The 24,538-nt window shown below is 44.1% G+C and carries 24 protein-coding genes, 1 riboswitch and 1 other annotated feature; all 24 genes read left to right on the forward strand.

Annotated elements, in window-relative coordinates; translation table 11 throughout:
• The first annotated feature begins 42 nt into the window (after positions 1-42).
• The 24 genes from mraY (at position 43) to pyrR (ending at position 24,402) form a co-directional block, all read left to right on the forward strand.
• The gene (mraY, locus tag KS242_RS07505; RefSeq protein ID WP_217323758.1) at positions 43-1,023 is read left to right on the forward strand and encodes a phospho-N-acetylmuramoyl-pentapeptide-transferase; all 981 of its coding nucleotides are present in this window, start codon (positions 43-45) and stop codon (positions 1,021-1,023) included.
• Positions 1,023-2,375 carry a UDP-N-acetylmuramoyl-L-alanine--D-glutamate ligase gene (murD, locus tag KS242_RS07510; protein ID WP_217323760.1) on the forward strand — a complete coding sequence of 451 codons (1,353 nt, stop codon included), beginning with the start codon at positions 1,023-1,025 and terminating at the stop codon, positions 2,373-2,375. The genes mraY and murD overlap by 1 nt, the downstream gene beginning before the upstream one ends.
• 70 nt (positions 2,376-2,445) lie before the next feature.
• Positions 2,446-3,549 (forward strand): stage V sporulation protein E, encoded by a 1,104-nt coding sequence (gene spoVE / locus KS242_RS07515; RefSeq protein ID WP_217323761.1) that lies wholly within the window; start codon positions 2,446-2,448, stop codon positions 3,547-3,549.
• A gap of 174 nt (positions 3,550-3,723) precedes the next feature.
• Positions 3,724-3,830: riboswitch (SAM riboswitch) on the forward strand.
• A gap of 88 nt (positions 3,831-3,918) precedes the next feature.
• On the forward strand, positions 3,919-4,470 hold the full coding sequence (gene ssuE, locus KS242_RS07520; RefSeq protein ID WP_217323762.1) for an NADPH-dependent FMN reductase: 552 nt from the start codon (positions 3,919-3,921) through the stop codon (positions 4,468-4,470).
• Between the two features lie 13 nt (positions 4,471-4,483).
• Positions 4,484-5,764: an MFS transporter gene (locus KS242_RS07525; RefSeq protein WP_217323763.1), complete on the forward strand. Its 1,281-nt coding sequence runs from the start codon at positions 4,484-4,486 to the stop codon at positions 5,762-5,764.
• Positions 5,765-5,782: 18 nt separating this feature from the next.
• Complete coding sequence (locus KS242_RS07530) at positions 5,783-7,174, forward strand: LLM class flavin-dependent oxidoreductase (RefSeq protein ID WP_217323764.1); 1,392 nt, start codon at positions 5,783-5,785, stop codon at positions 7,172-7,174.
• 3 nt (positions 7,175-7,177) lie between these two features.
• Positions 7,178-8,365 carry an acyl-CoA dehydrogenase family protein gene (locus KS242_RS07535; RefSeq protein ID WP_217323765.1) on the forward strand — a complete coding sequence of 396 codons (1,188 nt, stop codon included), beginning with the start codon at positions 7,178-7,180 and terminating at the stop codon, positions 8,363-8,365.
• Between the two features lie 429 nt (positions 8,366-8,794).
• Positions 8,795-9,616: a cell division protein FtsQ/DivIB gene (locus KS242_RS07540; RefSeq protein WP_217323766.1), complete on the forward strand. Its 822-nt coding sequence runs from the start codon at positions 8,795-8,797 to the stop codon at positions 9,614-9,616.
• A gap of 171 nt (positions 9,617-9,787) precedes the next feature.
• Entirely contained in the window at positions 9,788-11,071 is a 1,284-nt protein-coding gene (gene ftsA, locus KS242_RS07545; RefSeq protein ID WP_217323767.1) for a cell division protein FtsA, read from the forward strand.
• Positions 11,072-11,130: 59 nt separating this feature from the next.
• Positions 11,131-12,303, forward strand: coding sequence for a cell division protein FtsZ (gene ftsZ, locus KS242_RS07550; RefSeq protein WP_217323768.1), 1,173 nt, complete (start codon positions 11,131-11,133; stop codon positions 12,301-12,303).
• Positions 12,304-12,483: 180 nt separating this feature from the next.
• Positions 12,484-13,404 carry a sigma-E processing peptidase SpoIIGA gene (gene spoIIGA / locus KS242_RS07555; RefSeq protein WP_217323769.1) on the forward strand — a complete coding sequence of 307 codons (921 nt, stop codon included), beginning with the start codon at positions 12,484-12,486 and terminating at the stop codon, positions 13,402-13,404.
• 17 nt (positions 13,405-13,421) lie between these two features.
• The gene (gene sigE / locus KS242_RS07560) at positions 13,422-14,141 is read left to right on the forward strand and encodes an RNA polymerase sporulation sigma factor SigE (protein WP_217323770.1); all 720 of its coding nucleotides are present in this window, start codon (positions 13,422-13,424) and stop codon (positions 14,139-14,141) included.
• 123 nt (positions 14,142-14,264) lie between these two features.
• On the forward strand, positions 14,265-15,047 hold the full coding sequence (sigG, locus tag KS242_RS07565) for an RNA polymerase sporulation sigma factor SigG (protein ID WP_077309739.1): 783 nt from the start codon (positions 14,265-14,267) through the stop codon (positions 15,045-15,047).
• A gap of 140 nt (positions 15,048-15,187) precedes the next feature.
• Positions 15,188-15,451 (forward strand): YlmC/YmxH family sporulation protein, encoded by a 264-nt coding sequence (locus KS242_RS07570; protein WP_217323771.1) that lies wholly within the window; start codon positions 15,188-15,190, stop codon positions 15,449-15,451.
• A 63-nt stretch (positions 15,452-15,514) separates the two neighbouring features.
• On the forward strand, positions 15,515-16,330 hold the full coding sequence (pgeF, locus tag KS242_RS07575) for a peptidoglycan editing factor PgeF (protein ID WP_254391839.1): 816 nt from the start codon (positions 15,515-15,517) through the stop codon (positions 16,328-16,330).
• Positions 16,327-17,007, forward strand: a complete 681-nt coding sequence (locus tag KS242_RS07580; protein ID WP_217323772.1) for a YggS family pyridoxal phosphate-dependent enzyme — start codon at positions 16,327-16,329, stop codon at positions 17,005-17,007. Before pgeF ends, KS242_RS07580 begins: the two co-directional genes overlap by 4 nt.
• Before the next feature lie 13 nt (positions 17,008-17,020).
• Entirely contained in the window at positions 17,021-17,464 is a 444-nt protein-coding gene (locus KS242_RS07585; protein ID WP_217323773.1) for a cell division protein SepF, read from the forward strand.
• A gap of 6 nt (positions 17,465-17,470) precedes the next feature.
• Positions 17,471-17,728, forward strand: coding sequence for a YggT family protein (locus tag KS242_RS07590; RefSeq protein ID WP_217323774.1), 258 nt, complete (start codon positions 17,471-17,473; stop codon positions 17,726-17,728).
• Positions 17,729-17,746: 18 nt separating this feature from the next.
• Positions 17,747-18,520, forward strand: coding sequence for a YlmH family RNA-binding protein (locus KS242_RS07595; RefSeq protein ID WP_217323775.1), 774 nt, complete (start codon positions 17,747-17,749; stop codon positions 18,518-18,520).
• A gap of 72 nt (positions 18,521-18,592) precedes the next feature.
• A complete protein-coding gene (locus KS242_RS07600; protein ID WP_077309727.1) occupies positions 18,593-19,093 on the forward strand; it encodes a DivIVA domain-containing protein in 501 nt (166 codons plus the stop codon).
• Between the two features lie 69 nt (positions 19,094-19,162).
• Positions 19,163-19,383: a binding site (T-box leader), on the forward strand.
• A 63-nt stretch (positions 19,384-19,446) separates the two neighbouring features.
• Positions 19,447-22,200 carry an isoleucine--tRNA ligase gene (gene ileS, locus KS242_RS07605; RefSeq protein WP_217323776.1) on the forward strand — a complete coding sequence of 918 codons (2,754 nt, stop codon included), beginning with the start codon at positions 19,447-19,449 and terminating at the stop codon, positions 22,198-22,200.
• A gap of 115 nt (positions 22,201-22,315) precedes the next feature.
• Positions 22,316-22,780, forward strand: a complete 465-nt coding sequence (gene lspA, locus KS242_RS07610) for a signal peptidase II (protein WP_305852604.1) — start codon at positions 22,316-22,318, stop codon at positions 22,778-22,780.
• On the forward strand, positions 22,777-23,688 hold the full coding sequence (locus KS242_RS07615) for an RluA family pseudouridine synthase (protein ID WP_217323777.1): 912 nt from the start codon (positions 22,777-22,779) through the stop codon (positions 23,686-23,688). The genes lspA and KS242_RS07615 overlap by 4 nt, the downstream gene beginning before the upstream one ends.
• Positions 23,689-23,859: 171 nt before the next feature.
• Positions 23,860-24,402, forward strand: coding sequence for a bifunctional pyr operon transcriptional regulator/uracil phosphoribosyltransferase PyrR (gene pyrR / locus KS242_RS07620; protein WP_097040311.1), 543 nt, complete (start codon positions 23,860-23,862; stop codon positions 24,400-24,402).
• Positions 24,403-24,538 lie beyond the last annotated feature (136 nt).

Here is a 24,538-nt window from a genome sequence, read left to right on the forward strand (position 1 = left end):
TGAATTGATTGGACGGGTGCTTTTTTAAAGGAGGAAACAACAATGAACGTGGCACTATTACTTGTGACAATTGCGGTAGCATTCATCGTCACCGTCCTTATTTCTCCAATAGTCATACCATTTCTACGCAGATTGAAATTCGGTCAGAGTATTCGTGAGGAAGGACCTAAATCACATATGAAAAAGTCGGGTACACCGACAATGGGCGGCGTGATGATTATCATCAGCATTGTCGTCTCAACATGGATTATGCATGCAATCGGAGGAATCCAGATTAGTCTGGAAACATGGCTTCTTTTGTTTGTACTAGTCGGGTATGGCTTGCTTGGATTCCTGGATGATTACATCAAAGTTGCAATGAAGCGCAACCTTGGGCTGACATCCAAACAAAAAATGCTTGGACAAATTATAATTGCAATCGTTTTTTATGGATTGCTTCGCTACAATGATTTCGGTACTTACATACAAATTCCTGGAACATCGATTCAATGGGATCTAGGCTGGGGTTATTTCTTCTTAATCCTTGTTATGCTGGTTGGTGCATCCAACGCAGTTAACTTGACCGATGGACTGGACGGACTGCTTGCAGGTACCGCAGCAATTGCTTTTGGAGCATTTGCTGTTGTCGCGTATTATGATGTACAACAAACGCAAGTGACAGTATTTGCTTTGGCAGTTGTCGGCGCTTTGCTAGGTTTCCTTGTGTTTAATGCCCATCCTGCGAAAGTCTTTATGGGAGACACAGGCTCACTAGGACTTGGCGGGGCAATTGCTGCTGTTGCCATTCTGACGAAAATGGAGATTTTGCTAATCGTAATCGGCGGTGTGTTTGTTATTGAAACACTTTCTGTCATGATTCAGGTAATCTCGTTTAAGACAACAGGTAAACGGGTCTTTAAGATGAGTCCGCTTCACCACCATTATGAATTGTCTGGATGGTCCGAATGGCGTGTTGTAACGACCTTCTGGGCTGTAGGACTATTATTCGCTGTTATCGGCGTGTACATGAAGGTGGGATTATGATGCGAGATTTTGAGACGCTATTCCCATATAAACGCGTACTTGTTCTTGGTTTGGCGAAGAGCGGCTTCGCTGCTGCCAGTACCCTGCTAGCGCATGGTCGCAATGTACGCGTTAGTGACCTAAATGCTTCCAATCAGGATGAATTAGTAACCATTCTGGAGCAAAAGGGAGCGGAAGTGAAGCTTGGTGTGCAGGAAGTTGATCTCCTCGATGGTATGGATGTTCTAATCAAGAATCCGGGTATCCGTTACGAAAATTTGATTGTACAGACAGCGATGGAACGAAATATTCCAGTATTGACAGAGGTAGAACTGGCTGGCTTGCTTCACAAAGGAACACTTATCGGGATTACTGGTTCGAACGGTAAAACGACAACAACAACACTTGCATATGAAATGCTAAAAGAAAGTCAAGTGCGTACATATGTAGCAGGCAATATCGGCACGGCAGCATCCGAAGTGGCAGATAAAACAAACGAAGATGATCGGCTTGTTTTGGAGCTCTCCTCATTCCAGCTGCAAGGAATTGATCAATTCAGACCTCATATTGCCGTTATGCTGAATATTTTTGAGGCTCACTTAGATTACCATCATTCATTAGAGAACTATGAACAAGCGAAAGCAAATATTTTCCGCAACCAAGATGCGGGAGATTATCTTATTTATAATGCAGAGGATGAGCGTTTGCAGCATATTGTCAAAGATGCCAAAGCGACGCTTGTTCCTTTCTCTGGTTCCAGACAGCTTGCTGACGGGGCTTGGTATGATGAAACACATGTCTATTTTAAAGACGAAGCCGTAGCGGCTATCGACGATATTCTGCTTGTAGGCGGCCATCAGCTGGAGAATATTCTTGCAGCAATCGCTGCTGCAAAGCTTGCTGGAGCTACAAATGAAGGCATTCAGCACGTATTGAAATCTTTCTCAGGTGTAGAACATCGACTGCAGTATATCAAGCATCTGAACGGCAGAGCATTTTATAATGATTCCAAGGCTACGAACATATTGGCTACGTCTAAAGCTTTATCAGCATTTGAGCAGCCGACGATTCTGCTTGCTGGCGGATTGGATCGCGGTAATACGTTTGAGACACTTGTCCCATTCATGGAACATGTGAAAGCTTTAGTCGTATTCGGTGAAACAGCTGAAAAGCTTCGGGAAACTGCTTATCTGGCAGGTATAGAGCTTATTGAGTATGTGGAAGACGTCAAAGAAGCTGCAGAAGCCGCTTATCGTCTATCGGAGAGCGGCGATGTGATCCTGCTGTCACCTGCATGTGCAAGCTGGGATCAGTACAGAACATTTGAAGAAAGAGGAAACATGTTTGTTGAAGCGGTGCATACATTAGAGTAGGGGCTTGTCCTGCTCAGCCGCTTCGCTGCATGCGGACCCCCAATTCCAATCAAGGAAATGGGGTTTTTCTTTGCGTAAAAGTAATCTTCCAAAGACGGACTGGCTGTTGCTATTCTCTATTGGTGGTTTGCTGACAGTCGGTATCATTATGGTTTACAGTGCTTCAGCAATTTGGGCGGGTTATAAATTCGATGACAGTTTCTTCTTTGCCAAGCGACAGTTGTTGTTTGCTGGAGTAGGGCTGGCTGCCATGCTGCTCATCTCCAGGGTGCATTATGAGAATTGGCGCCGATATGCGAAAGTGCTTCTGCTGATTTGTTTCCTTTTGCTTATTGCTGTGCTCATACCAGGTATCGGAATGGTGCGGGGCGGAGCACGAAGCTGGATTGGAATCGGAGCATTCAGTATTCAGCCTTCTGAATTTACGAAGCTAGGCTTGATCATCTATTTAGCCGTCTATCTATCAGCCAAACAGAAGTATATTACTTCCTTGAAGCAAGGGTTTCTTCCTTCGCTGCTGCTTGTCTTTACCGCATTCGGAATGATTATGCTTCAGCCTGACCTTGGAACAGGCGTAGTCCTTGTACTCACCTGTATGGTAATGATTCTCGTTAGCGGGGCGAGGATTTCCCATTTTGTCGGACTAGGCGTGCTGGGAGCAGGGGCTTTTGCAGCCTTAATCTTGTCAGCTCCTTATCGAATTAAGCGTATAACCGCTTTCTTGGATCCTTGGGAAGATCCGCTGGGAGAAGGGTTCCAAATCATTCAATCGCTGTACGCTATTGGACCAGGAGGGCTTATGGGGCTAGGTTTAGGAAACAGTTTGCAAAAATTCTTTTATTTACCTGAACCGCAAACAGATTTTATTTTTGCTATTTTGGCCGAAGAACTTGGTTTCATCGGCGGAGCTGGTGTGATGCTTTTATTCCTGCTGTTTTTGTGGCGGGGAATTCAAGTTGCGCTGCGTGCACCTGATGGATTCAGCAGTCTGCTAGCCCTAGGGATTACAGGGATGATTGCCATCCAGGCAATGATAAATATCAGCGTCGTCACCGGATTGATTCCTGTGACCGGCATAACCCTACCATTTTTAAGTTATGGAGGGTCCTCGCTGACACTGACCTTAAGTTCTGTCGGGATACTACTGAATGTGAGCCGGTATAGTAAGCTTTAGTTTTCTCTATTAGTTTTCGTTTCAAAGTTAGCTGTGTAGATTCCTTCTTAAGTTTGCCTCAAGTAAAAGTGCTTTTCCCTTACTAAATGAGTAAAGCGCTATTTTTAAAATATTTGCACAATTGCATTGACTTTCCTTTCCAGCCCACGTATCATGTAAATTAATTTCATATAGTTCTTATCAAGAGAAGCCGAGGGACTGGCCCGTTGAAGCTTCAGCAACCTCTGACACTGTCAGAAAGGTGCTAAATCCAGCAAGATTAATTTCTTGGAAGATAAGAGTGCGGACGATTTCTCAAAGCTCTCTTTTCTTCGGAAAAGAGAGTTTTTTTCGTTTCGTCACTCTAACCCAAAAAGGAGGAGAAGAAACATGACCGACATTATTATTTTATCTGGCAGTCCATCACGAAAGTCGAGGTCGCTGCTGGCGGCTGCTTATGCAGGTGAGCTGGCGAAGCAGCAAGGCTACACAGCAGAGGTAATCAGTATTACTGATTTTAAACCAGAGGATTTAGTTTATGCGCGATTTGACAGTCCTGCAATTGTGGAGGCTGGCAAAGCAATTGAGACTGCGAAGGGTCTCATTATTGCATCGCCGGTTTACAAGGCTTCTTATACAGGGGTGCTGAAGGCGTTACTGGACGTGCTGCCTCAAGGTGCTTTTACGAACAAACCTGTACTCCCGATTATGACAGGTGGAAGCCCAGCACATCTGCTAGCAATTGATTATGCATTAAAGCCGCTTATCGCTAATTTAAAGGGAGAGTCCTTGCAAGGCGTTTATATATGTGATCAGCACATTTTGAAAGACAATCCAACCGAGCCAATTACCGAAAAAGAAACAGCCGCCAGATTAAGGGAGCAGTCGAATCACCTTCTCGAAGCGATTCGGCGTAATGATGCTGTTAGCTTAGTGAAATAAAGGAGGAGAAGTAATGCGGATTCTGTTAGCGGAAAAGAAGTTGTTCGGAATGCCGATTCAAATTATCGGCGGGCTGCTTGCAATACTGTTGTTTATGACTGGTGACGGAATTGAGCAGGCATTTTTATCAAAGTATGTTGTCGACATAGGTTTTTCTGCTAATCAATCTGCCATTATGTTCAGCGCTTATGGCATTGTACTTACATTTGCTTCTTGGCTTGCCGGAGTACTTGGTGAGGTAATTGGCCCGAAAAAAACAATGCTGTTAGGTCTCCTTACATGGGTGCTTTTTGAAATAGGCTTTCTCTACTTCGGTCTGTATTTAGAAAGTTTTTCAATGATGGTGCTTATGTATGGGCTGCGCGGGTTCGGATATCCTTTGTTTGCTTTTGCTTTTATCGTGTGGATTGCTTATCGTACCGAAAAGCACAAGCTGGCAACGGCTATGGGTTGGTTTTTCTTTATGTTTGCAGGCGGGATCGGGTTCCTTGGTTCGTACTACCCTAGCATTTTGCTGCCACTTGCCGGTGAAATGGCAACGCTGTGGAGTTCACTTATCTGGATTATTATCGGCGGTGCTTTAGGTGTGCTTCTTGTCGATGATAAAGACCGGCAGGGGATTAAGATTCAAGACCAGGTGAAGGGTAATAAATGGGCAGAAGCATTGAAAGGAATTACAATTCTATGGGAAAGTCCGCGTGTTGCAGCAGGTGGTTTGCTGCGTGCTATTAATACAGCTGGCTGGTATGGATTTGTTGTTGTGATGCCAGGCTTCTTCACTAGTTTCTTGGATATTACCACAAGCCAGTGGCTGCAGCTCTGGGCTGTCCAGTCTGTAAGTAATATGGTGGCAGGGGTATTATTTGGTATGCTCGGTGACCGAATCGGCTGGCTTCGGGTAGTTCGCTGGTTTGGCTGTGTCGGTGCAACTGTTTGTTCTTTGCTTTATTACTATATTCCGGTTGCATTTGGGGCGAATATCCCTATGCTCCTGCTGAACGCCATTCTTTTTGGAGCAGCTATTGCAGCTTTTGTACCGCTGTCAGCCATCTTGCCTACACTGGCACCGGCCAATCGAGGCGCAGCCATCTCTGTTCTTAATTTAGGTGCAGGAGCCAGTCAGTTTATCGGACCAGTACTTGTTGGTGTGCTTAACAATTACCTGGGGATTGTCGGTGTTGTGTGGGGATTTGCCATTATGTATGCGCTCAGTTTCTGTTTAACTGCATTTTTAACGCCAGCTGCGAAAGCACAGCTTCAACATACGACCAACGAAGGACTTGCTGTTCGATAACCAAAGGAGGAATAACAAATGACAAAGAAACGGATATATCTAAATGCTTTTGACATGAATTGTGTAGGGCACCAATCCCCTGGTTTATGGACACATCCGAAAGATCAAGCGCATCGTTATAAAGATTTGGATTATTGGACAGAACTAGCGCAGATTTTAGAAAAAGGGCAGTTTGATACGCTGTTTTTAGCAGATGTGCTGGGAACGTATGATGTGTATCAAAACTCCAGGGAAGGAGCGGTACGCCAGGCAGCTCAAGTACCCGTTAATGATCCGCTGCTTGTTGTGCCGGCAATGGCGCAAGTTACCAAGCATTTAGGCTTTGGAGTTACTGCTTCTGTTACGTATGAGCATCCGTATAGCTTTGCGCGCCGCGTATCCACGTTGGATCATCTAACGAAGGGCAGGGTAGGCTGGAATATAGTCACTTCTTACTTAGAAAGCGCAGCTAAAAACTTGGGATTGGATACACAAATCAAACATGATGAACGTTATAATATTGCAGAAGAATACGTAGAGGTTTGTTATAAGCTTTGGGAAGGCAGCTGGGAAGACGATGCCGTTGTGCGAGATACAGCTCGAAAGGTATATACCGATCCGGACAAAGTTCATGACATCCATCATAACGGCAAATATTATCAAGTCCCAGGAGCGCATCTATCTGAACCTTCCCCGCAGCGGACACCAGTACTCTTCCAAGCAGGTTCCTCACCTAAAGGCAGAGCGTTTGCTGCGAAGCACGCCGAATGTGTATTTATCAGTACGCCGACGGTTACCGTAACAAAACGCTATGTAGAGAAGCTGCGGGAAGAGACAAAGCGTCAAGGCCGAAATCCGGAAGAGGTAAAAGTAATGAGCTTGTTCACACCAATTGTGGCAGAAACAGAAGAATCTGCCCAGCAAAAGCTGCAGGAGTACCGCAGCTATGCAAGCTATGAAGGCGGACTTGTTTTACTAGGCGGCTGGACTGGTATCGATTTCTCCGACTATGACCCGGACGAAGAATTGCGTTTTGTGGAGAATGAAGCAATTCACTCAGCGGTAGAGACGTTTACTAAAATCGATCCGAACAAAAAATGGACTGTACGTGAAGTTGCCGAATTTGTCGGTATCGGCGGGATTGGTCCAGTTGTCGCTGGAACACCTGAACAAGTTGCAGACGCGATGGAGGATTGGGTGGAACAAACAGGTGTCGATGGATTTAATATTGCCTATGCTGTTACACCAGGAACGTTTAAAGATCTTGCTGACTACGTTGTGCCGATTTTACAAAAGCGGGGCAGAATTAGAGAAAAATACGCAGGAGATACGTTGCGCGAAAATTTAAGCGGAACCAGCAGACTGCCCGACCGCCATCCTGCACGCCAAGCCGGGAAAGCAGTGCAGCAGTTTAGAAAGCAGACGGTGTAACGTATGCCATATAAAGCAGAGACCAAACGAGAAATAATTCAATCTTTAGTTGATGCTGTAGTGGAACAGGTGATAGCTCCTTCCGCAGACCAGCTGGATCGGGAAAAGATCTTTCCGAAAGCAAACATGCTGGCTCTTGCTGCAAAGAAATTAAATGGCATCTTGCTTCCCGAGCATCTTGGCGGACTTGCTGCAGGCTATACCGAATTCTCTGTAATAGCAGAGAAAATTGCCGCGCATTGTCCATCCACTGGTCTTGTGTACACGATGCACATTGAAGCGGCGGATGCAATTTATCGGCATGGTACCGAGGCGCAGCACCAAAAGTGGCTGCTGCCAATACAAGAAGGAAAGTTTGGTACAACATCAACAAGTGAACGTATATCTGGCGGAAGATACTGGATTAATGCAAGCCGAGCGAAACGCACCCCAGGTGGCTATCAGCTCGATTTAGAAAAATCTTTTACGACGAGCAGTGGCTTTGCTGATTTTTATATCGTACAAACTGGATCGCCAGAAGCAGTGGTAACAAATGACTTAAGTTATTTTATAGTTGAAGGTACAGACCGTGGTATAAGCTGGGGAAAATGGGATGCACTTGGAGTCAGAGGCAATCATAGCGCATCACTGACATTTGCTGGCGTACGCGTACCTGAGGAAGATTTGCTTGGAGGTGAAGGAGGCGGCAGAAAGATAATCGAGCATAGTGTCGCTTACTTGCTTGGACTTGGCTCTGTATGGACCGGATTGGCCGGGGGGATTGTAGAAGAAATTACAGCATATGCGAAGCGAAATCACCACCAAGATGTGAATAAAAGCCTCAGTGACTATCAAGTTATTCGTGGATTGCTTGCCAAAGCAGCTATTCAATACAAAGGATTGGCTGCTTGGCTGAAACAGCTTCGGTACGACATTGATTTGCAAGTTCAAAAAAAAGAAATGCTCACCCCCTCCACCCAGCAAGATTTACTGGCATTTAAGATTCATGCTTCTGAAACAGTAAATGATATCGCCCAAATTGCTATGGATATTACCGGCGGTTATGGCTATAAGATTGGAAAGCTGGAACGATTTTATCGAGATAGCAGAGCGGGAATGGTAATGGGACCATCCAATAATTTAGCGCGTGATTTACTTGCAAAACAACTTGTTGGAATAGCAAATAATTTATGGGAAGAAACCTCTACTTGAAAGAGGTTTCTTTCTTTCTGAAAAGGGGTAGAAGAGTAGTTGGCTGTATGATGCAGCAATACTTCGCTCTGCCGTATTGTTTGAATCGTTTAGGCTTGTATCTCTAATAAAGCTTGTGTTAATTAACCGTGCTAAACCAGTTGGCAAAAATTACTAAATGAAAATGCAGCCTTTGACCGTCAGAACGGAAGGCGAACAATCGAATGTCATGGTAGAATGGGAAAGAAAATCCTGCAAGGAAGTTATCATTTCTTCGTCTTGGAGGAAGGAAATTGGCGGCTTCTTATGTAATTAGGTAAAGAACCCCTTTTACTAGCGGATATTTGACAATTTAATGGATTGGAGACTACTTCCGCTATATGAATGTGTTATAATTTTATAATTACAATACAAGCAGTTTTGAACTGTACAGCATAGGAAGAAGAGGAAATGAGCGAAAAGAAAAAAATTGTTTCCATCGAAGATCGTATCCCAAAATTAAAGCAAGCCAGAAAGAAAAAAGCAAATAGAAGACTAGTGTTCTATCTATCTATTTTCTTTGTACTGATTTCCATCATTGTTTACTTACAATCTCCATTAAGCGATATCCATCGTCTGAAGGTGGAGGGCAATGACTTTCTGTCTGATGAGGTCATTATCCAAAGCAGCGGTCTTACTGTTTCGGACAATATATGGCGAATTGATAAGGACAAAGCAATCAAGCAAATTCAGAAAAATGAAGAAGTCGAGAACGTCTCGATCAGCCGGGAATTTCCGGCAACTGTTACAATCCAAGTGGCGGAACTGGGCAGAGTTGGTTATCTGCAGCAGGACGGAAAATATCGTGCGCTGCTCGCCAATGGGAGCATTTCGGAGAAGGATTGGTCTCAGCCTAAATCAGATGCTCCGATACTTTATGGATTTTCTGATGATACGTATTTGGAGGGAATCGCCGAGGAGCTTGATCAGCTTCCAGTATCTATTACCCGGCTTATCTCTGAGATTCACTATAAGCCAACGGAAGATAGTAAGTACGTCATCCAGTTGTTTATGAATGACGGGATGGAAGTGCAAGGAACAATTCGGACATTTGCCGACAATATGGAGGCTTACCCGAGTATCGCTGCGCAGCTTGATCCCGATGTGGATGGTGTGCTGCACATGGGGGCAGGTGTTTATTTTGAACCTGCTAAAAAGAAAAAGACGAATAAGTACAGAAATACCGATAATATTGTCGGTTTATGTAGAATAAACGTGCTATATGCGGTATAGTCGAGTCAAATACTAGCGTAGTAGGCAAAATTCTTACAGAATGTCGCTTTTTCGGCAAATTCCCTTGTGAAATTTGTTATAATTATGCGTGTCTGCACACAAATACAAAAGATGAGTTAAATTTAAAAGGATTTCTTGGCGACATGTCTCTAGGATTAGGAGGTGCCTTACATGAACAACAGTGAAATTTTAGTCAGCTTAGATGTAGGAACATCAAAAATTAAAGTGATTATTGGGGAAGTATTTCAAGACTCCCTTAACATAATCGGTGTCGGTACTGCAAAATCGAATGGTCTGAAAAAAGGCGCCATCGTCGATATTGATCAGACTGTCCAATCGATCCGCAATGCTGTAGAACAAGCCGAGCGAATGGTCGGTATGCAAATTGAACGGGTAGTAGTAGGAGTCAATGGCAATCAGATTCAACTGCAGTCCTGTCATGGCGTAGTAGCGGTGTCCAGTGAAACAAGAGAGATTGATAATGAAGATATTTCTCGCGTAATGGAAGCAGCACAGGTTGTATCCATTCCTCCTGAACGTGAAATTGTGGATGTCATTCCAAAGCAGTTCATCGTGGATGGCCTAGATGGAATAAATGATCCGCGCGGCATGCTCGGTGTACGGCTGGAAATGGAAGGGACCATCATTACGTGTTCTCGTACAGTCTTACATAATCTATTAAAATGCGTCGAGAAAGCCAACCTAGAAGTAATGGATATATGTCTGCAGCCTTTAGCTGCAGGGGCTGTTGCCCTTTCAGAAGATGAAAAGAACCTAGGTGTTGGCTTAATTGACATAGGCGGAGGCAATACGACTGTTTCTGTTTTTGGAAATGGTCAGCTTATGTCTACAAGCGTTGTTCCGCTTGGCGGCGAAAATATTAGCAAAGACATATCTATTGGTCTTAAAACATCCTCAGAAGAAGCAGAGGAAATTAAGCTGGGATATGGACATGCTTTCTATGACGATGCCAGAGAAGACGAGACGTTTGAAGCATCCATGATTGGCAGCAATAAGAAACAAACACTTTCACAGATTGATGTAGCGGACATTGCGGAAGCTCGAGTGGAAGAAATTTACGCTTATGCAGATAGTGAAATCAAGCGAATGGGCTTCCCTGAACTGCCTGGAGGCTATGTGCTGACAGGCGGAACTGCGATGATGCCAGGGATGCTTGAGCTGGCACAAGACTGCTTCCAGGCGAACGTCAGATTGGCAATTCCAGATTACCTAGGCGTGCGTGAACCCCAATTTACAAGTGCTGTCGGAATCTTGCAATTTGCTTATCGTAATGCGAGAATACAAGGGAAGGAAATCTTCTCAGCAGTTTCTGAGGGAGATTTTGACGAGCCGGAGAAAAGACCGGCAAAACCTGCTAAATCACAAAAGAAAAAAGGCGAAGAGAAAAAGAAAGAATCAGGGTTTGCTAACCTGTTCAAGTACTTTTTCGATTAAGACAGACATGATTCTTCCATTAATACAGGAAGAACGATTGTAAATAGGAGGACGTTAAGATGTTAGAATTTGACACAAATATGGAAACATTAGCAACGATAAAAGTCATCGGCGTCGGCGGTGGCGGCAGCAATGCCGTTAACCGGATGATTGAGCATGGCGTCCAAGGCGTAGAATTCATCGCAGTAAACACAGATTCTCAAGCATTGAATCTTTCCAAAGCGGATGTGAAAATGCAAATTGGTGCAAAACTCACACGCGGTCTTGGTGCTGGTGCAAATCCTGAGGTTGGCCGAAAAGCAGCAGAAGAAAGCAAAGAACAGATCCAAGAAGCACTTCAAGGTGCTGATATGGTCTTTGTAACAGCTGGTATGGGTGGCGGAACTGGTACAGGTGCTGCACCTGTCATTGCACAAGTAGCGAAAGAGCTTGGTGCACTTACTGTCGGTATCGTAACCCGTCCGTTCTCCTTTGAGGGGCGGAAACGCCAAACACAAGCACTTGCTGGAACGGAAGCATTAAAAGGCAGCGTGGATACACTAATCGTTATCCCGAATGACCGTTTGCTGGAAATCGTTGATAAAAACACACCAATGCTGGAAGCATTCCGTGAAGCGGATAATGTATTGCGTCAAGGTGTACAAGGTATTTCTGAATTGATTGCTGTACCTGGATTGATCAACGTTGACTTTGCTGACGTGAAGACAATCATGGCGGACAAAGGTTCTGCTCTTATGGGTATTGGTATTGCCACTGGTGAGAGTCGTGCAACAGAGGCTGCCAAGAAGGCGATCAGTTCTCCATTGCTGGAAACATCCATCGATGGTGCGCATGGTGTCTTGATGAATATTTCCGGTGGCGCGAACCTGAGCTTGTATGAAGTGCAGGAAGCTGCTGACATCGTGACGAGTGCAGCTGACCAAGAAGTTAACGTTATTTTCGGTTCTGTAATCAATGAAGATCTAAAAGATGAAATCGTCGTAACAGTTATTGCTACAGGATTTGATGAGACGCAGATTCAGCAAGCAATGAATCAGCCGCGTCCAAAAGCACGCCCTGTACAAAAAGAAACACAAAGTACAGAGCAGCAGCAGCCTGCAAACACAGAAAGAAGAAGAGAGCGGGAAGAGCTTCGCCGTGAGACACCTTCTTCTTCACCGCAGCCGCGTAAGCAGGAAGAGGAAACACTTGATATTCCTACATTCCTTCGCAACCGCAATCGCAGAAGATAAGGAAATAGGCAAAGGATAGCATCCAGAGATGCTATCCTTTTTTTTATGCAAAAAAACGTTAGACAAAAAGCCTGCAAAAGACATAAAAATAGTGGAACGTAACAGGCATAAACTGACAGCTTTTGAATGCCTGCTCCGTTATACTAACTTCATCTATTAAGGATGAAAGGACGGGCTGATGTGACAATCTATCTTGATGCTGTCTGGACGCTCAATCTATTTTTGGACTGGCTGCTGCTCTTAAGTACACAAGCAATTGCGAGATTGCAAGTAAGTAAGCTGCGTGTCTTCCTAGGTGCACTCCTTGCATCGCTCATCGTCCCTGTGACTGTTTACTTTCCGGAAAGTCTCGCAGCACATCCTGCAGGCAAACTGGTGTTTTCTATGGTTATTATCTGGTGTGCATTCGGATATCGCTCCATCTCACGTTTTATCAAGCTGCTGTTCCTTTTTTATTTTGTCACATTCGCAGTAGGCGGCTGTTTATTCGCCGTTCATTATATGCTGCAAACCCAGTTAGCATTCACGCCTTCCTCCTTCTTGACAGTAAGCACTGGGTATGGAGATCACATCAGCTGGCTATTTGTCATCATCACATTTCCAGTCGCGTTATTTTTTACGAAAAACAGAATGGACAAGCAGCGTTTTGAACAATTTCGTTACGACCAGATTCATGACGTACAAGTTAGTATTAATGGGATCACACATAAAACATCGGGCTTTATTGATAGCGGAAATCATTTATCAGATCCGATGACAAAGCGTCCTGTTGTCATTTGTGATCAGCATTTTCTGCAAAACTGGTTCGGGGAGGAAGAGTGGGACTTATTGTCTCAAGCAAACCAGGAACTGGATTTGGACGTGCTGCCGGATAACTGGCCTTATAATTTTTCGGTTGTTCCCTATCAAGGTGTTAATGGTGAAGGTGCTCTGATGCTTGTTTTGAAGCCGGATTCTATCTTAATTGAACTAGATAAAGGATCGGTAGCGACAGATCGGGTCTGGATTGGTATCCAATTCGGCAGTCTTACCGCAGATCGGCGCTATCACTGTCTGCTGCACCCGTCACTTGTCCATGATGCCAGCACGCAAGCAGGATAAAAGGAAGGGAGATAAACATGAAAACAAAAGCATGGAAGATCAAGATCTGGTGGTATAAACTTCTGGTCAAACTAGGAATCAAACGAAAGGAAATTTATTATATTGGCGGCAGCGAGGCATTGCCGCCACCGTTATCGAAGGAGGAGGAGTTCAAACTGCTGCAGCTCTTGCCTACAGGTGACAAATCAGCAAGAGCTATGCTTATTGAACGAAATCTCCGTCTCGTTGTTTACATTGCGAGAAAATTCGAAAACACAGGCATCAATATTGAGGATTTAATAAGTATCGGGACAATCGGTTTAATTAAAGCTGTTAATACATTTAACCCAGAAAAGAAAATCAAGCTCGCAACATATGCATCCCGCTGTATTGAGAATGAAATCCTCATGTACCTCCGTCGAAACAACAAGCTGAAATCAGAGATAAGTTTTGACGAACCGCTGAATATTGACTGGGATGGAAATGAATTACTATTGTCGGATGTGTTAGGCACAGACGATGATATTATTACAAAAGATATTGAGAAAAACGTAGACAAAAATCTACTGAAAAAAGCTTTAGAACAGCTCAATGATAGAGAAAAGCAAATCATGGAACTTCGGTTTGGGCTGATTGGGCAGGAAGAGATGACCCAAAAAGATGTGGCGGATATGCTTGGCATCTCCCAATCGTATATTTCCCGCTTGGAGAAGAAAATTATAAGAAGATTACAAAAAGAATTTAATAAAATGCTTTAAGCCCAACTGGTGCCTGCATTTGTCCTTCATAGACAATAGCAGGCACTTTTTGTCTTTGCATAAAAAAAATCCTGCGGGGAGATACTGTGCTTGATCGTATCTTCAGTCGGGAGGAAAGAGAACATGTCGAGACAAAAAGTTGAAATATGTGGTGTAGACACTTCGAAGCTGCCAGTACTTAAAAATGATGCAATGAAAAAACTATTCATTCGCATGCAGCAAGAGAACGACATATCAGCCCGGGAAGAGCTCGTAAATGGAAATCTTCGTCTCGTGCTCAGTGTAATTCAGCGTTTTAACAATCGCGGGGAGTATGTCGACGATCTTTTCCAAGTCGGCTGTATTGGACTAATGAAATCCATTGATAATTTTGATTTGAAGCATAATGTGCGTTTTTCTACATACGCAGTGCCAATGATCATCGGTGAAATCCGCCGTTACCTACGGGATAATAATCCGATTCGTGTATCCAGGTCATTACGCGATACGGCATATAAAGCGTTACAAGTACGTGAACAGCTGATAGCCAAGACTTCCAAGGACCCTACTACAGCGGAAATTGCGGCGGAGCTTGGTATCGAGCCTTCGGACATAACGTTTGCCATGGATGCTATTCAAGATCCGGTCTCTTTGTTTGAACCAATTTACAATGATGGAGGAGATCCGATTTTCGTTTTAGATCAACTGCGGAATGAGTCTGAAAACGATGGAACATGGCTTGACAACCTATCAATCAAAGAAGGCATGCATCGTTTGAATGAAAGAGAAAAGATGATACTGAACAAACGCTTTTTCCAAGGCAAAACACAAATGGAAGTGGCAGATGAAATTGGCATTTCCCAAGCGCAAGTGTCCAGACTTGAGAAAGCAGCAATCGAAGAAATGAATAAGCAGATGTTTGAATGAGAGGCACCTTTTATAGGTGTCTTTTTTTATATAGAAAAGTACTTTAATTTCCGCTCCAAAAACTACTTCCCCATATTAATTGCCATATCATCAGCTTGGCCGCATAGAATAGATTAAAACAACAAAGGGGTCTGGCTTAGATGACATTAACGGAATTGCAAATGAAGGACATTATTTTGATGGAAAACGGGAAAAGAGTAGGAAATGTTTCGGATTTAGAGATTAATGAACAGAATGGTCATATAGCAGCAATTGTTGTAACACTTCGAGGAAAAACGATGGGATTGTTTGGCAAGGAAGAAGAGTTGGTCGTTCCTTGGCACCAAATTATTACAATAGGAACAGATGTTATCTTGATTAAAAGCCCGGAAGCTGTACCTGTTGCAGAAGAAGAGGGAAAGTAATCCTATACAGTACAAAGCTGAAATATGGTACTATTAAAGCAATTAGAGGAGTGAGAGTACCATATGAGAGAAGCAGCTTCCAATAAACAAAGATTGTATATGGAGCTTGGCGGCTGGTCAGCTCCTAACAGGATAGTAAGCGGCATCACAACAAAAAACAACGGTGTAAGCAAATCACCATTTGATAGCCTTAATATGGGACTGCATGTTGGTGACAAAGATGCGGATGTGATTCAAAACCGAGAGCTGCTTGCAGGCGAAATAGCGTTTCCGCTAGCGAATTGGGTGCTGGGCGAGCAAGTGCATGGCACAGAGATTGCAGTTGTGCAAAAGAAAGATGCTGGACGGGGCAGCAAGTCATTATCGGATAGCATCCCATCAGTTGATGGCCTGATAACCAATGAACCGGGCTTGCTTCTGGCAGCTTTTTTTGCAGACTGTGTTCCGCTGTATTTTTCTGATGCAAAAACTGGCTGGATTGGCATGGCGCATGCCGGCTGGCGCGGTACTGTCGGAGACATGGCTGGAAAAATGATTGCAGCACTAGGCAGCCAAGGTGCCAATCCTGCTAACATAGAAGCAATGATTGGTCCTTGCATTTCGAAGCACAAGTACGAAGTGGATGACCGTATCTTCCAGCAAATTCCGGAGCGCTTTCGTGCGCAAGTACTCACAGCAAGCGGGGAATCTGATAAGTATTATTTAGATTTGCAAGCGCTGAACCGACTGTACTTGCTGGACGCTGGTGTAAAGGATGCGCATATTAAAACAGCACCATTTTGTACATATGAGATGCCGGAATTTTATTCGCATCGTCAAGATCAAGGTAAAACAGGCAGAATGATTGGTTTTATCGGAATGAAAGAGGAGCAGGTATGAACACGGTACAAGAGAATTTCGCACAAATACAAGAAAAAATAAAAGCAGCAGCTGCTAAAGCAGGCAGGAATTATGAGGATATTACACTCCTAGCCGTTACGAAATATGTTACAATTGAACGAACAGAGGAAGCGGTCAATGCCGGTATTGGCGATTTAGGTGAAAACCGGATTGAGGGCTTCTTAGAGAAGCAAGCGGTCATTGGAGACAGAGCTGTTTGGCATTTCATTGGCAGTTTGCAATCTAGGAAGGTGAAAGATGTCATTAATCAGGCAGACTATCTGCATGCTCTTGACAGATTATCACTTGCAAAAGAAATTCAAAAACGTGCAGAGAAAACAATTAAATGCTTTGTTCAGGTTAATGTGAGCGGCGAAGAAACAAAAGCAGGTGTGTCACCAGATGAGACGCTTTCTTTCATTCAGCAGCTGGAAGCATTTCCTGCCATTGAAGTTGCAGGACTGATGACGATGGCACCTCACACAAAGGATGAAGATGTACTTCGCCGCGTATTCAGCGAGTTAAGAGAGCTACGTGATAAAGTTGCTGACGAGGGAATGGCGCATGCACCTTGTGCCTTGTTGTCAATGGGAATGAGCAATGATTACCAAATAGCAATTGAAGAAGGAGCCACTCATATCCGAGTCGGCTCGGCCCTTGTAGGTCCATACGAATAAGCGAGGTGAAAATATGAGTTTCAAAAATAAGATGCGGAACTTCTTTACAGTGGATGATGAAGAGTATGAGTACGTGGAGGGACAGCCAAACGACGCAGAAGAAGCAGAACCGTATCCTAACGGTCGGGAGCGCAGTCAAAATCAAAACGTTGTCAGCTTGAAAAGTGTCCAAGCTTCATCAAAAGTAGTACTTTGCGAGCCAAGGACGTACAATGAAGCGCAGGAAATTGCTGACCATGTGGTGAACAGAAAAGCAGTTGTACTCAATCTGCAGCGCGTTGACCATCAGCAAGCGAAACGGATTGTGGATTTTCTCAGCGGTACCGTTTATGCGCTGAATGGCGATATCCAAAAGCTAGGCAGCCAAACCTTCCTGTGTGCTCCTGACAATATCGAACTTACTGGTAATATAACCGATATGATAGAGGAACAGGATGAGTATAATAAGAGGTGGTAGAAGCAGATGCTCTTTAACATAATTAGTACAGCCTTCACGGTCTATTCCTTTGCATTAATCATTTATATTCTGATGTCATGGTTCCCTGGAGCAAGACAATCAGCATTCGGTGAAATGCTTGGCAGGATTTGTGAACCATATTTAGATGTATTTCGTCGATTCATTCCTCCACTTGGAATGATTGATCTATCGCCACTTGTAGCGCTGATTGTCCTTAATCTGGCGCGGAGCGGAGTAGCTACAATTTATTTCATGATCTTCTAATAAGGAGTATACAGCAGCGTGAGTATTTACCAGCATTACCGGGAAGAGGAGCGTCCTTTTATTGATCAGATCCTCTCCTGGATGGAACAAGCAGAGCGTACTTATCAGCCACGCGTAACCGATTTTCTTGATCCAAGAGAACAGCTTATCTTCCGGCAGCTGCTCGGCGGGCAAACTGAGCTGCAGTGGGCTTTTTCAGGTGGTGCGGATGCGGCAGAGCGAAAACGCGGCATCATCGCACCGCTTTATGATGCTGTGGCAGACAGCGACTTCGATATTGTGATGCTGGAAGCAACTTACCCAGTGAAGTTTGTTTCTTTGGAGCATCGCGATGTGATGGGGGCATTTATGTCTCTTGGGATAGATCGGAGAAAATTGGGTGATATTAGCGTGCAGGATGGTGTGATGCAGCTGTTCACAACAGCTGATATCGCCGTATACATTCGGGCCAATTTGACAGAAGTGAAACGTGCTAAAGTAAACTGGGAGCTTGCGGATGCATCGCGTTTTCGTCCTGAACAGGCAGAATGGATGCAAATGGAAGCATCTGTATCCTCGCTCCGCCTTGATGCAGTCATGAAGGAGCTTTATCGTATGTCGCGGCAGCAAGCATCTTTAAGCATCCAGAAAGGTCTTGTCAAAGTTAATTTTAAAACAGTCGAAGATAGCAGTTACCCATTAGCCGAAGGAGATTTAATTTCTTTACGCGGCAAAGGCAGAGGGAAGCTGACGGAAGTGAAGGGCACGACAAAGAAGGACAAGCAGCGTATTACATTAGAAAAATTAAAGTAGCAGTATCAGCTCTTTTGTGCTATCTTTGTCGAATAACAGCAATTATAGATCTATTAATAGGAGGTGGCCGTTGTGCCATTAACACCTTTGGATATTCATAATAAAGAGTTTGCCCGCGGATTCCGCGGTTATGATGAAGATGATGTAAACGACTTCCTTGACAGGGTGATAAAAGATTATGAAATCATCATCCGCGAGAAGAAGGAATTAGAGGAACGCGTAAGCACGCTGGAAGAACGCCTTGGTCATTTCAATAATATTGAGACGACATTAAACAAGTCCATCTTAGTAGCACAAGAAACAGCAGAAGAAGTAAAAGGCAATGCGATGAAAGAATCAAAGCTGATTATTAAAGAAGCGGAGAAAAATGCAGACCGCATTATCAACGAGTCGCTTTCCAAATCCCGTCAAATCGCACTTGAAGTAGAAGAGCTGAAGAAGCAAGCAAAAGTATTCCGTACGCGTTTGAAGATGCTAGTTGAAGCGCAGCTAGAGATGATTGAAACAGATGACTGGGATGGTTTGTTCGCGACAGAAGTAGCTTATGAGCCGCAAGAAGAGCCGGCTGAATAAGACTCGCTTGACGTTTTTCGCAAACTTACATATAATCTTACTATTATTAGCAAATAACATGACTCAGATAAAAAGACTGTGATCGGGACAGTAAGAAGTCCATACCGACTGAAGCGAGCCAGGGAAGGTGAGAGCCTGGTGCGGTATTTCTTCCGAACATCACCCGTTAGTTTCCATTCGAACCGCAAGCAGTAGAAATGGACGTCTCATTCACGTTACGAATTCGAGTGGATAGAAGTAATATACTTTTGTCTATAAGGGTGGTACCGCGAGTCTCTCTCGTCCCTTTGGGATGATGAGGGGCTCTTTTTATTTACCCGGAAAATAGCTGGTCATGATAAGGAGGAAGAACATTGGATTACAAAGACACACTGCTGATGCCGTCCACGGCTTTCCCAATGCGCGGCAACCTGCCAAACAAAGAACCAAAAATGCAGCAAGAATGGGAAGAACAAAATATCTACCAAAAAGTACAAGAAAGAACCGAAGGACGACCGCTTTTCGTCTTGCATGATGGACCTCCGTATGCAAATGGCGATTTACACATGGGGCATGCACTGAATAAAGTATTGAAAGATTTTATCGTCCGCTATAAATCAATGTCTGGTTTCCATGCACCATATGTTCCGGGCTGGGATACACATGGTTTACCGATTGAACAGGCGCTTACGAAGAAGAAGGTTGACCGCAAGAAAATGACGGTTGCTGAATTCCGCCGTCTGTGTGCAGAGTATGCGATGCAGCAAATCGATAATCAGCGCAGCCAGTTCAAACAGCTGGGTGTACGGGGAGATTGGGATAACCCATACATCACGCTAACAAAAGATTATGAAGCAGCTCAAATTAAAGTATTCGGTGAAATGGCTGAAAAAGGTTTCATTTACAAAGGGATGAAGCCAGTTTATTGGTCTCCATCTTCTGAGTCTGCATTGGCAGAAGCGGAAATCGAATATCAAGATAAGCGCTCTGCATCCATTTATGTTGCTTTCCAAGTGAAAGATGGCAAAGACTTGTTTGAAGGAGATGAGAAATTCATCATCTGGACAACAACGCCTTGGACATTGCCTTCTAACGTTGCAATCTCCCTTCACCCAGAAGTAACTTATGTGGTCGCTAACGTTGGCGGTGAGAAATTCGTCGTAGCAGAAGATTTGTTAAGCAGCGTAACAGAAACACTTGAATGGGATAACCCAGAAGTAGTGAAAACTTTCTCTGGTAAAGAAGCGGAATATGTGACAGCACAACATCCGTTTTATGACAGAGAATCCCTTATCATCCTTGGTGAGCACGTGACTACAGACAGCGGTACAGGCTGTGTACATACAGCGCCTGGACACGGGGAAGAAGATTTCTTCGCTAGTCAAAAATACAAGCTGCCTGTAATCAGCCCATTGGATGATAAAGGTGTATTCACAAAAGAAGCTCCTGGTTTTGAAGGTGTATTCTATGATAAAGCAAATAAAGAAATCACCGAACTTCTTGAAGAAAAAGGTGCTTTACTGAAGCTGGAATTCTTTACACATTCCTATCCGCATGACTGGCGTACGAAAAAACCAGTTATCTATCGTGCGACTGCACAATGGTTTGCTTCGATTAAAGCATTCCGCGATCAAATTATCGAACAAATTAAAGAAGTGGAATGGTTCCCGAAATGGGGCGAAACACGTCTTTACAATATGTTCCGTGACCGCGAAGACTGGTGTATTTCCCGTCAGCGTGCATGGGGTGTGCCAATCCCAGTCTTTTATGGAGAAGATGGAGAACCAATCATCACAGAAGAAACAATCCAGCATGTGTCTGATTTGTTCTTAGAACATGGGTCGAATATTTGGTTTGAGAGAGAAGCGAAAGACTTGCTTCCAGAAGGATTTACATCAGAGCATAGCCCGAATGGTATCTTCACAAAAGAAACAGATATCATGGATGTTTGGTTTGATTCTGGTTCTTCTCACCAAGGTGTGCTTGTAAATCGTCCGGAATTGCAGCGTCCAGCTGATTTGTACCTGGAAGGTTCTGACCAATACCGCGGCTGGTTCAACTCTTCTTTGACAACTGCTGTTGCTGTAACGGGTAAAGCACCTTACAAAGCAGTGTTAAGCCATGGCTTCGCGCTTGATGGTAAAGGGAAGAAGATGAGTAAATCACTAGGTAATATTGTCGTGCCATCTAAAATCATGAAGCAGTACGGTGCTGATATTCTTCGCCTGTGGGTTGCTTCTGTTGATTATCAATCCGATGTTCGTATCTCGGATGAAATCATTAAGCAAACATCTGAAGGATACCGCAAGATCCGTAACACATTCCGTTTCTTGTTAGCCAACTTGCATGACTTTGAGCCGGCGAAGGACAGTGTTGCATTTGCTGACTTGAAAGAAGTAGATCGTTATATGCTTGTGAAGCTTTCTGATTTGATCAAGCGTGTGCGTGAAAGCTATGACAAATACGAATTCGCTGATGTATATTCAGCTGTCTTAAGCTTCTGTTCGGTTGAGCTAAGCTCGTTCTACTTGGACTTTGGGAAAGATATTCTTTATATCGAATCTGCGGATCATCCAGCACGCCGCAGCATCCAAACAGCGTATTATGAAATCATCAAAGCGCTTGTACAGATGCTGTCACCAATCATTGCGCATACTGCAGAAGAAGCATGGAGCTACATCCCAGGTGAGAAAGCTGACTATGTGCAGCTGACTGACTTCCCAGAAGAGCTGTCTATTGCAGATCATGATGACTTGCTTGGAAAATGGGATCATTTCATGGCCGTTCGTGATGATGTGCTAAAAGCCTTGGAAATAGCGCGCAGTGAGAAAGTAATCGGTAAATCACTTGAATCGAAGCTGACAATTGCTGCAAAAGATGACGCAACAAAACAGCTGCTTCAAAGCATCGATAACTTGCATCAGCTGCTTATTGTATCCGAAGCAAATGTAGTGGATGCTGATCCAGAAGCAGCTGATTATGAACATGTTGCCGTACGTGTTGAAAAACACCCGGCCAAACGATGCGAACGCTGCTGGGTAGCATCTGAAACGGTCGGCGAAGATGATTCGCACCCGGATCTATGCTCCCGCTGTGCGAGCGTTGTAGAAGCTCATTATCAGGCGTAAAGGAGAGAAAGCTTCGCCAGTAAGGCGGAGCTTTCTTTTTTATCTATACAATCTTTTTGTATGTAATTATGGTAAAATGCAAGATAGATTGTATTGAACGGGGGAAAATAGAATCATGTATTTTATCATCGCGATCATCGCAGTCATTATTGACCAATTAACAAAGTTAGCTGTTGTGAAGAATATGACTGAAGGAGAGTCCATTCCAATCATCGACAATTTTCTGTACCTGTCTTCTCACCGCAACCGAGGAGCAGCGTGGGGAATGTTAGAAGGACAGTTTTGGTTCTTTTATCTTGTTACAGCGATTGTTATTGTTATAGTCAGTTACTATATTGTGAAATATAGCAAAGAAAGCAAACTGATGGGTGCATCACTTGCACTTGTACTTGGTGGAGCGATTGGCAACTTTATCGATCGTTTATTCCGAAAAGAAGTCGTCGACTTTGTAGACACGAGGTTTGGCGATTATCATTATCCGATATTTAACGTGGCAGATTCCTGCCTGGTTGTCGGCGTTATCCTCATCATCATCGCAATGCTGCTTGATGAGCGAAAGAAAGGGAGAAAAGAAACATGAGTCAGTTTGAACATACAGTTGCAGCCGAGCAAGCGGGACTGCGCATTGATAAACTGCTGTCAGATATCCAGGAAGATGTTTCCCGGAGCCAAGCACAAAGCTGGATTAAGGATGATTTGGTGACAGTGAACGGCACGACAGTTAAGAATAAGTATACAGTGCAAGAAGGCGACGAAATTGCTTGGTCGATTCCCGAGCCTGAGGAAATGGAAATCAAAGCGGAGAATATCCCGCTTGAAATTGTTTATGAAGATGCAGATATTGCAGTTGTAAACAAACCGAGAGGAATGGTGGTTCACCCTTCCAATGGACATCAGTCTGGTACAATGGTGCATGCATTGTTGTATCATCTGAAAGATCTTTCCGGTATTAATGGAACATTTCGTCCGGGGATTGTCCATCGTATTGATAAAGATACGAGTGGTCTGTTAGTTGTTGCAAAACATGACAAAGCACATCAAAAATTAACCGATATGCTGAAGGATCATGATATAGAACGTAAATACCGTGCAATTGTTCATGGTGTTATTGATCATGAATATGGAACGATTGAAGCACCAATCGGACGTGACCCCAATGACCGTCAGAAAATGGCTGTTGTGGAGAATGGGAAACCAGCCGTAACACACTTTGAAGTGTTAGAGCGCTTCGAAGGTTTTACTTACATTGAATGTAAGCTGGAAACAGGTAGAACGCACCAAATACGTGTGCATATGCAGTATATTAGCTATCCGCTGGCTGGCGATCCGAAATATGGACCGCGCCGTACACTTGACATTGGCGGACAAGCGCTTCATGCAGCTGTACTCGGTCTGCATCACCCAATTACAGGAGAATGGATGCGCTTTGAAGCACCTGTCCCAGAAGTGTTCCAAGCGGAATTGGACAAGTTGAAATTGAACGCTTGACAGTAATGCAGTCCTATGCGATACTAATTGCAGTTGAATAAGAACCTTTAAGACAGTCCAGAGAGGCTGATAAGGAAGCGGAGAAGAACGGGATACAAGTGTGTATCTATGCCCCTTATTACCTCATGGTGATAAGGGGTTTTTTCATAGCTTCAGAAAGGTGGGACAACAATGAACAAAAAAGCGACATTGCTTGATCAAGCAGCAATTAACCGCGCTCTTACGCGGATTGCTCATGAGATACTCGAGCGAAATAAAGGGCCAGAAGATTTGGTGCTGGTCGGCATTCAGACAAGAGGTGTTCCCATCGCCAAACGCTTGCAGCAGAAGATAGAAGGAATTGAACAAGCGACGGTTCCGCTGGAAGAAGTGGATATCACATTATACCGTGATGATTTAGCACATGCTTCTGATAATCAAGAACCAACAGTGCAGCCAGTTAAGCTTGGAACAGACTTGACGAATAAGACAGTCATCTTAATTGATGATGTGTTATATACAGGAAGAACAGTCAGAGCAGCAATGGATGCGATTATGGACGCGGGACGTCCGGCGCAGATCCAGCTTGCCGTTTTGATTGACCGCGGTCATCGGGAACTCCCAATCCGCGCTGACTATATTGGGAAGAATATCCCAACTTCGCAATCCGAAATTATCGTCGTTGAACTGGAAGAAACAGATGATTACGAGAGCGTAGATATTTACGAAAATTAAATAGGACCTTTAATGGAAGTCCAGAGAGGCTTACAAGGTCGCAAGCAACAACGTCGTCACGACTAGTGGCAGACGTGTGCCTCTTTGCGACCTACATCGCAAAGAGGCTTTTTTTATAGCTGAAAAGAGGAGAGAC

Source organism: Terribacillus sp. DMT04 (assembly GCF_019056395.1).
Lineage (GTDB): Bacteria > Bacillota > Bacilli > Bacillales > Amphibacillaceae > Terribacillus > Terribacillus aidingensis_A.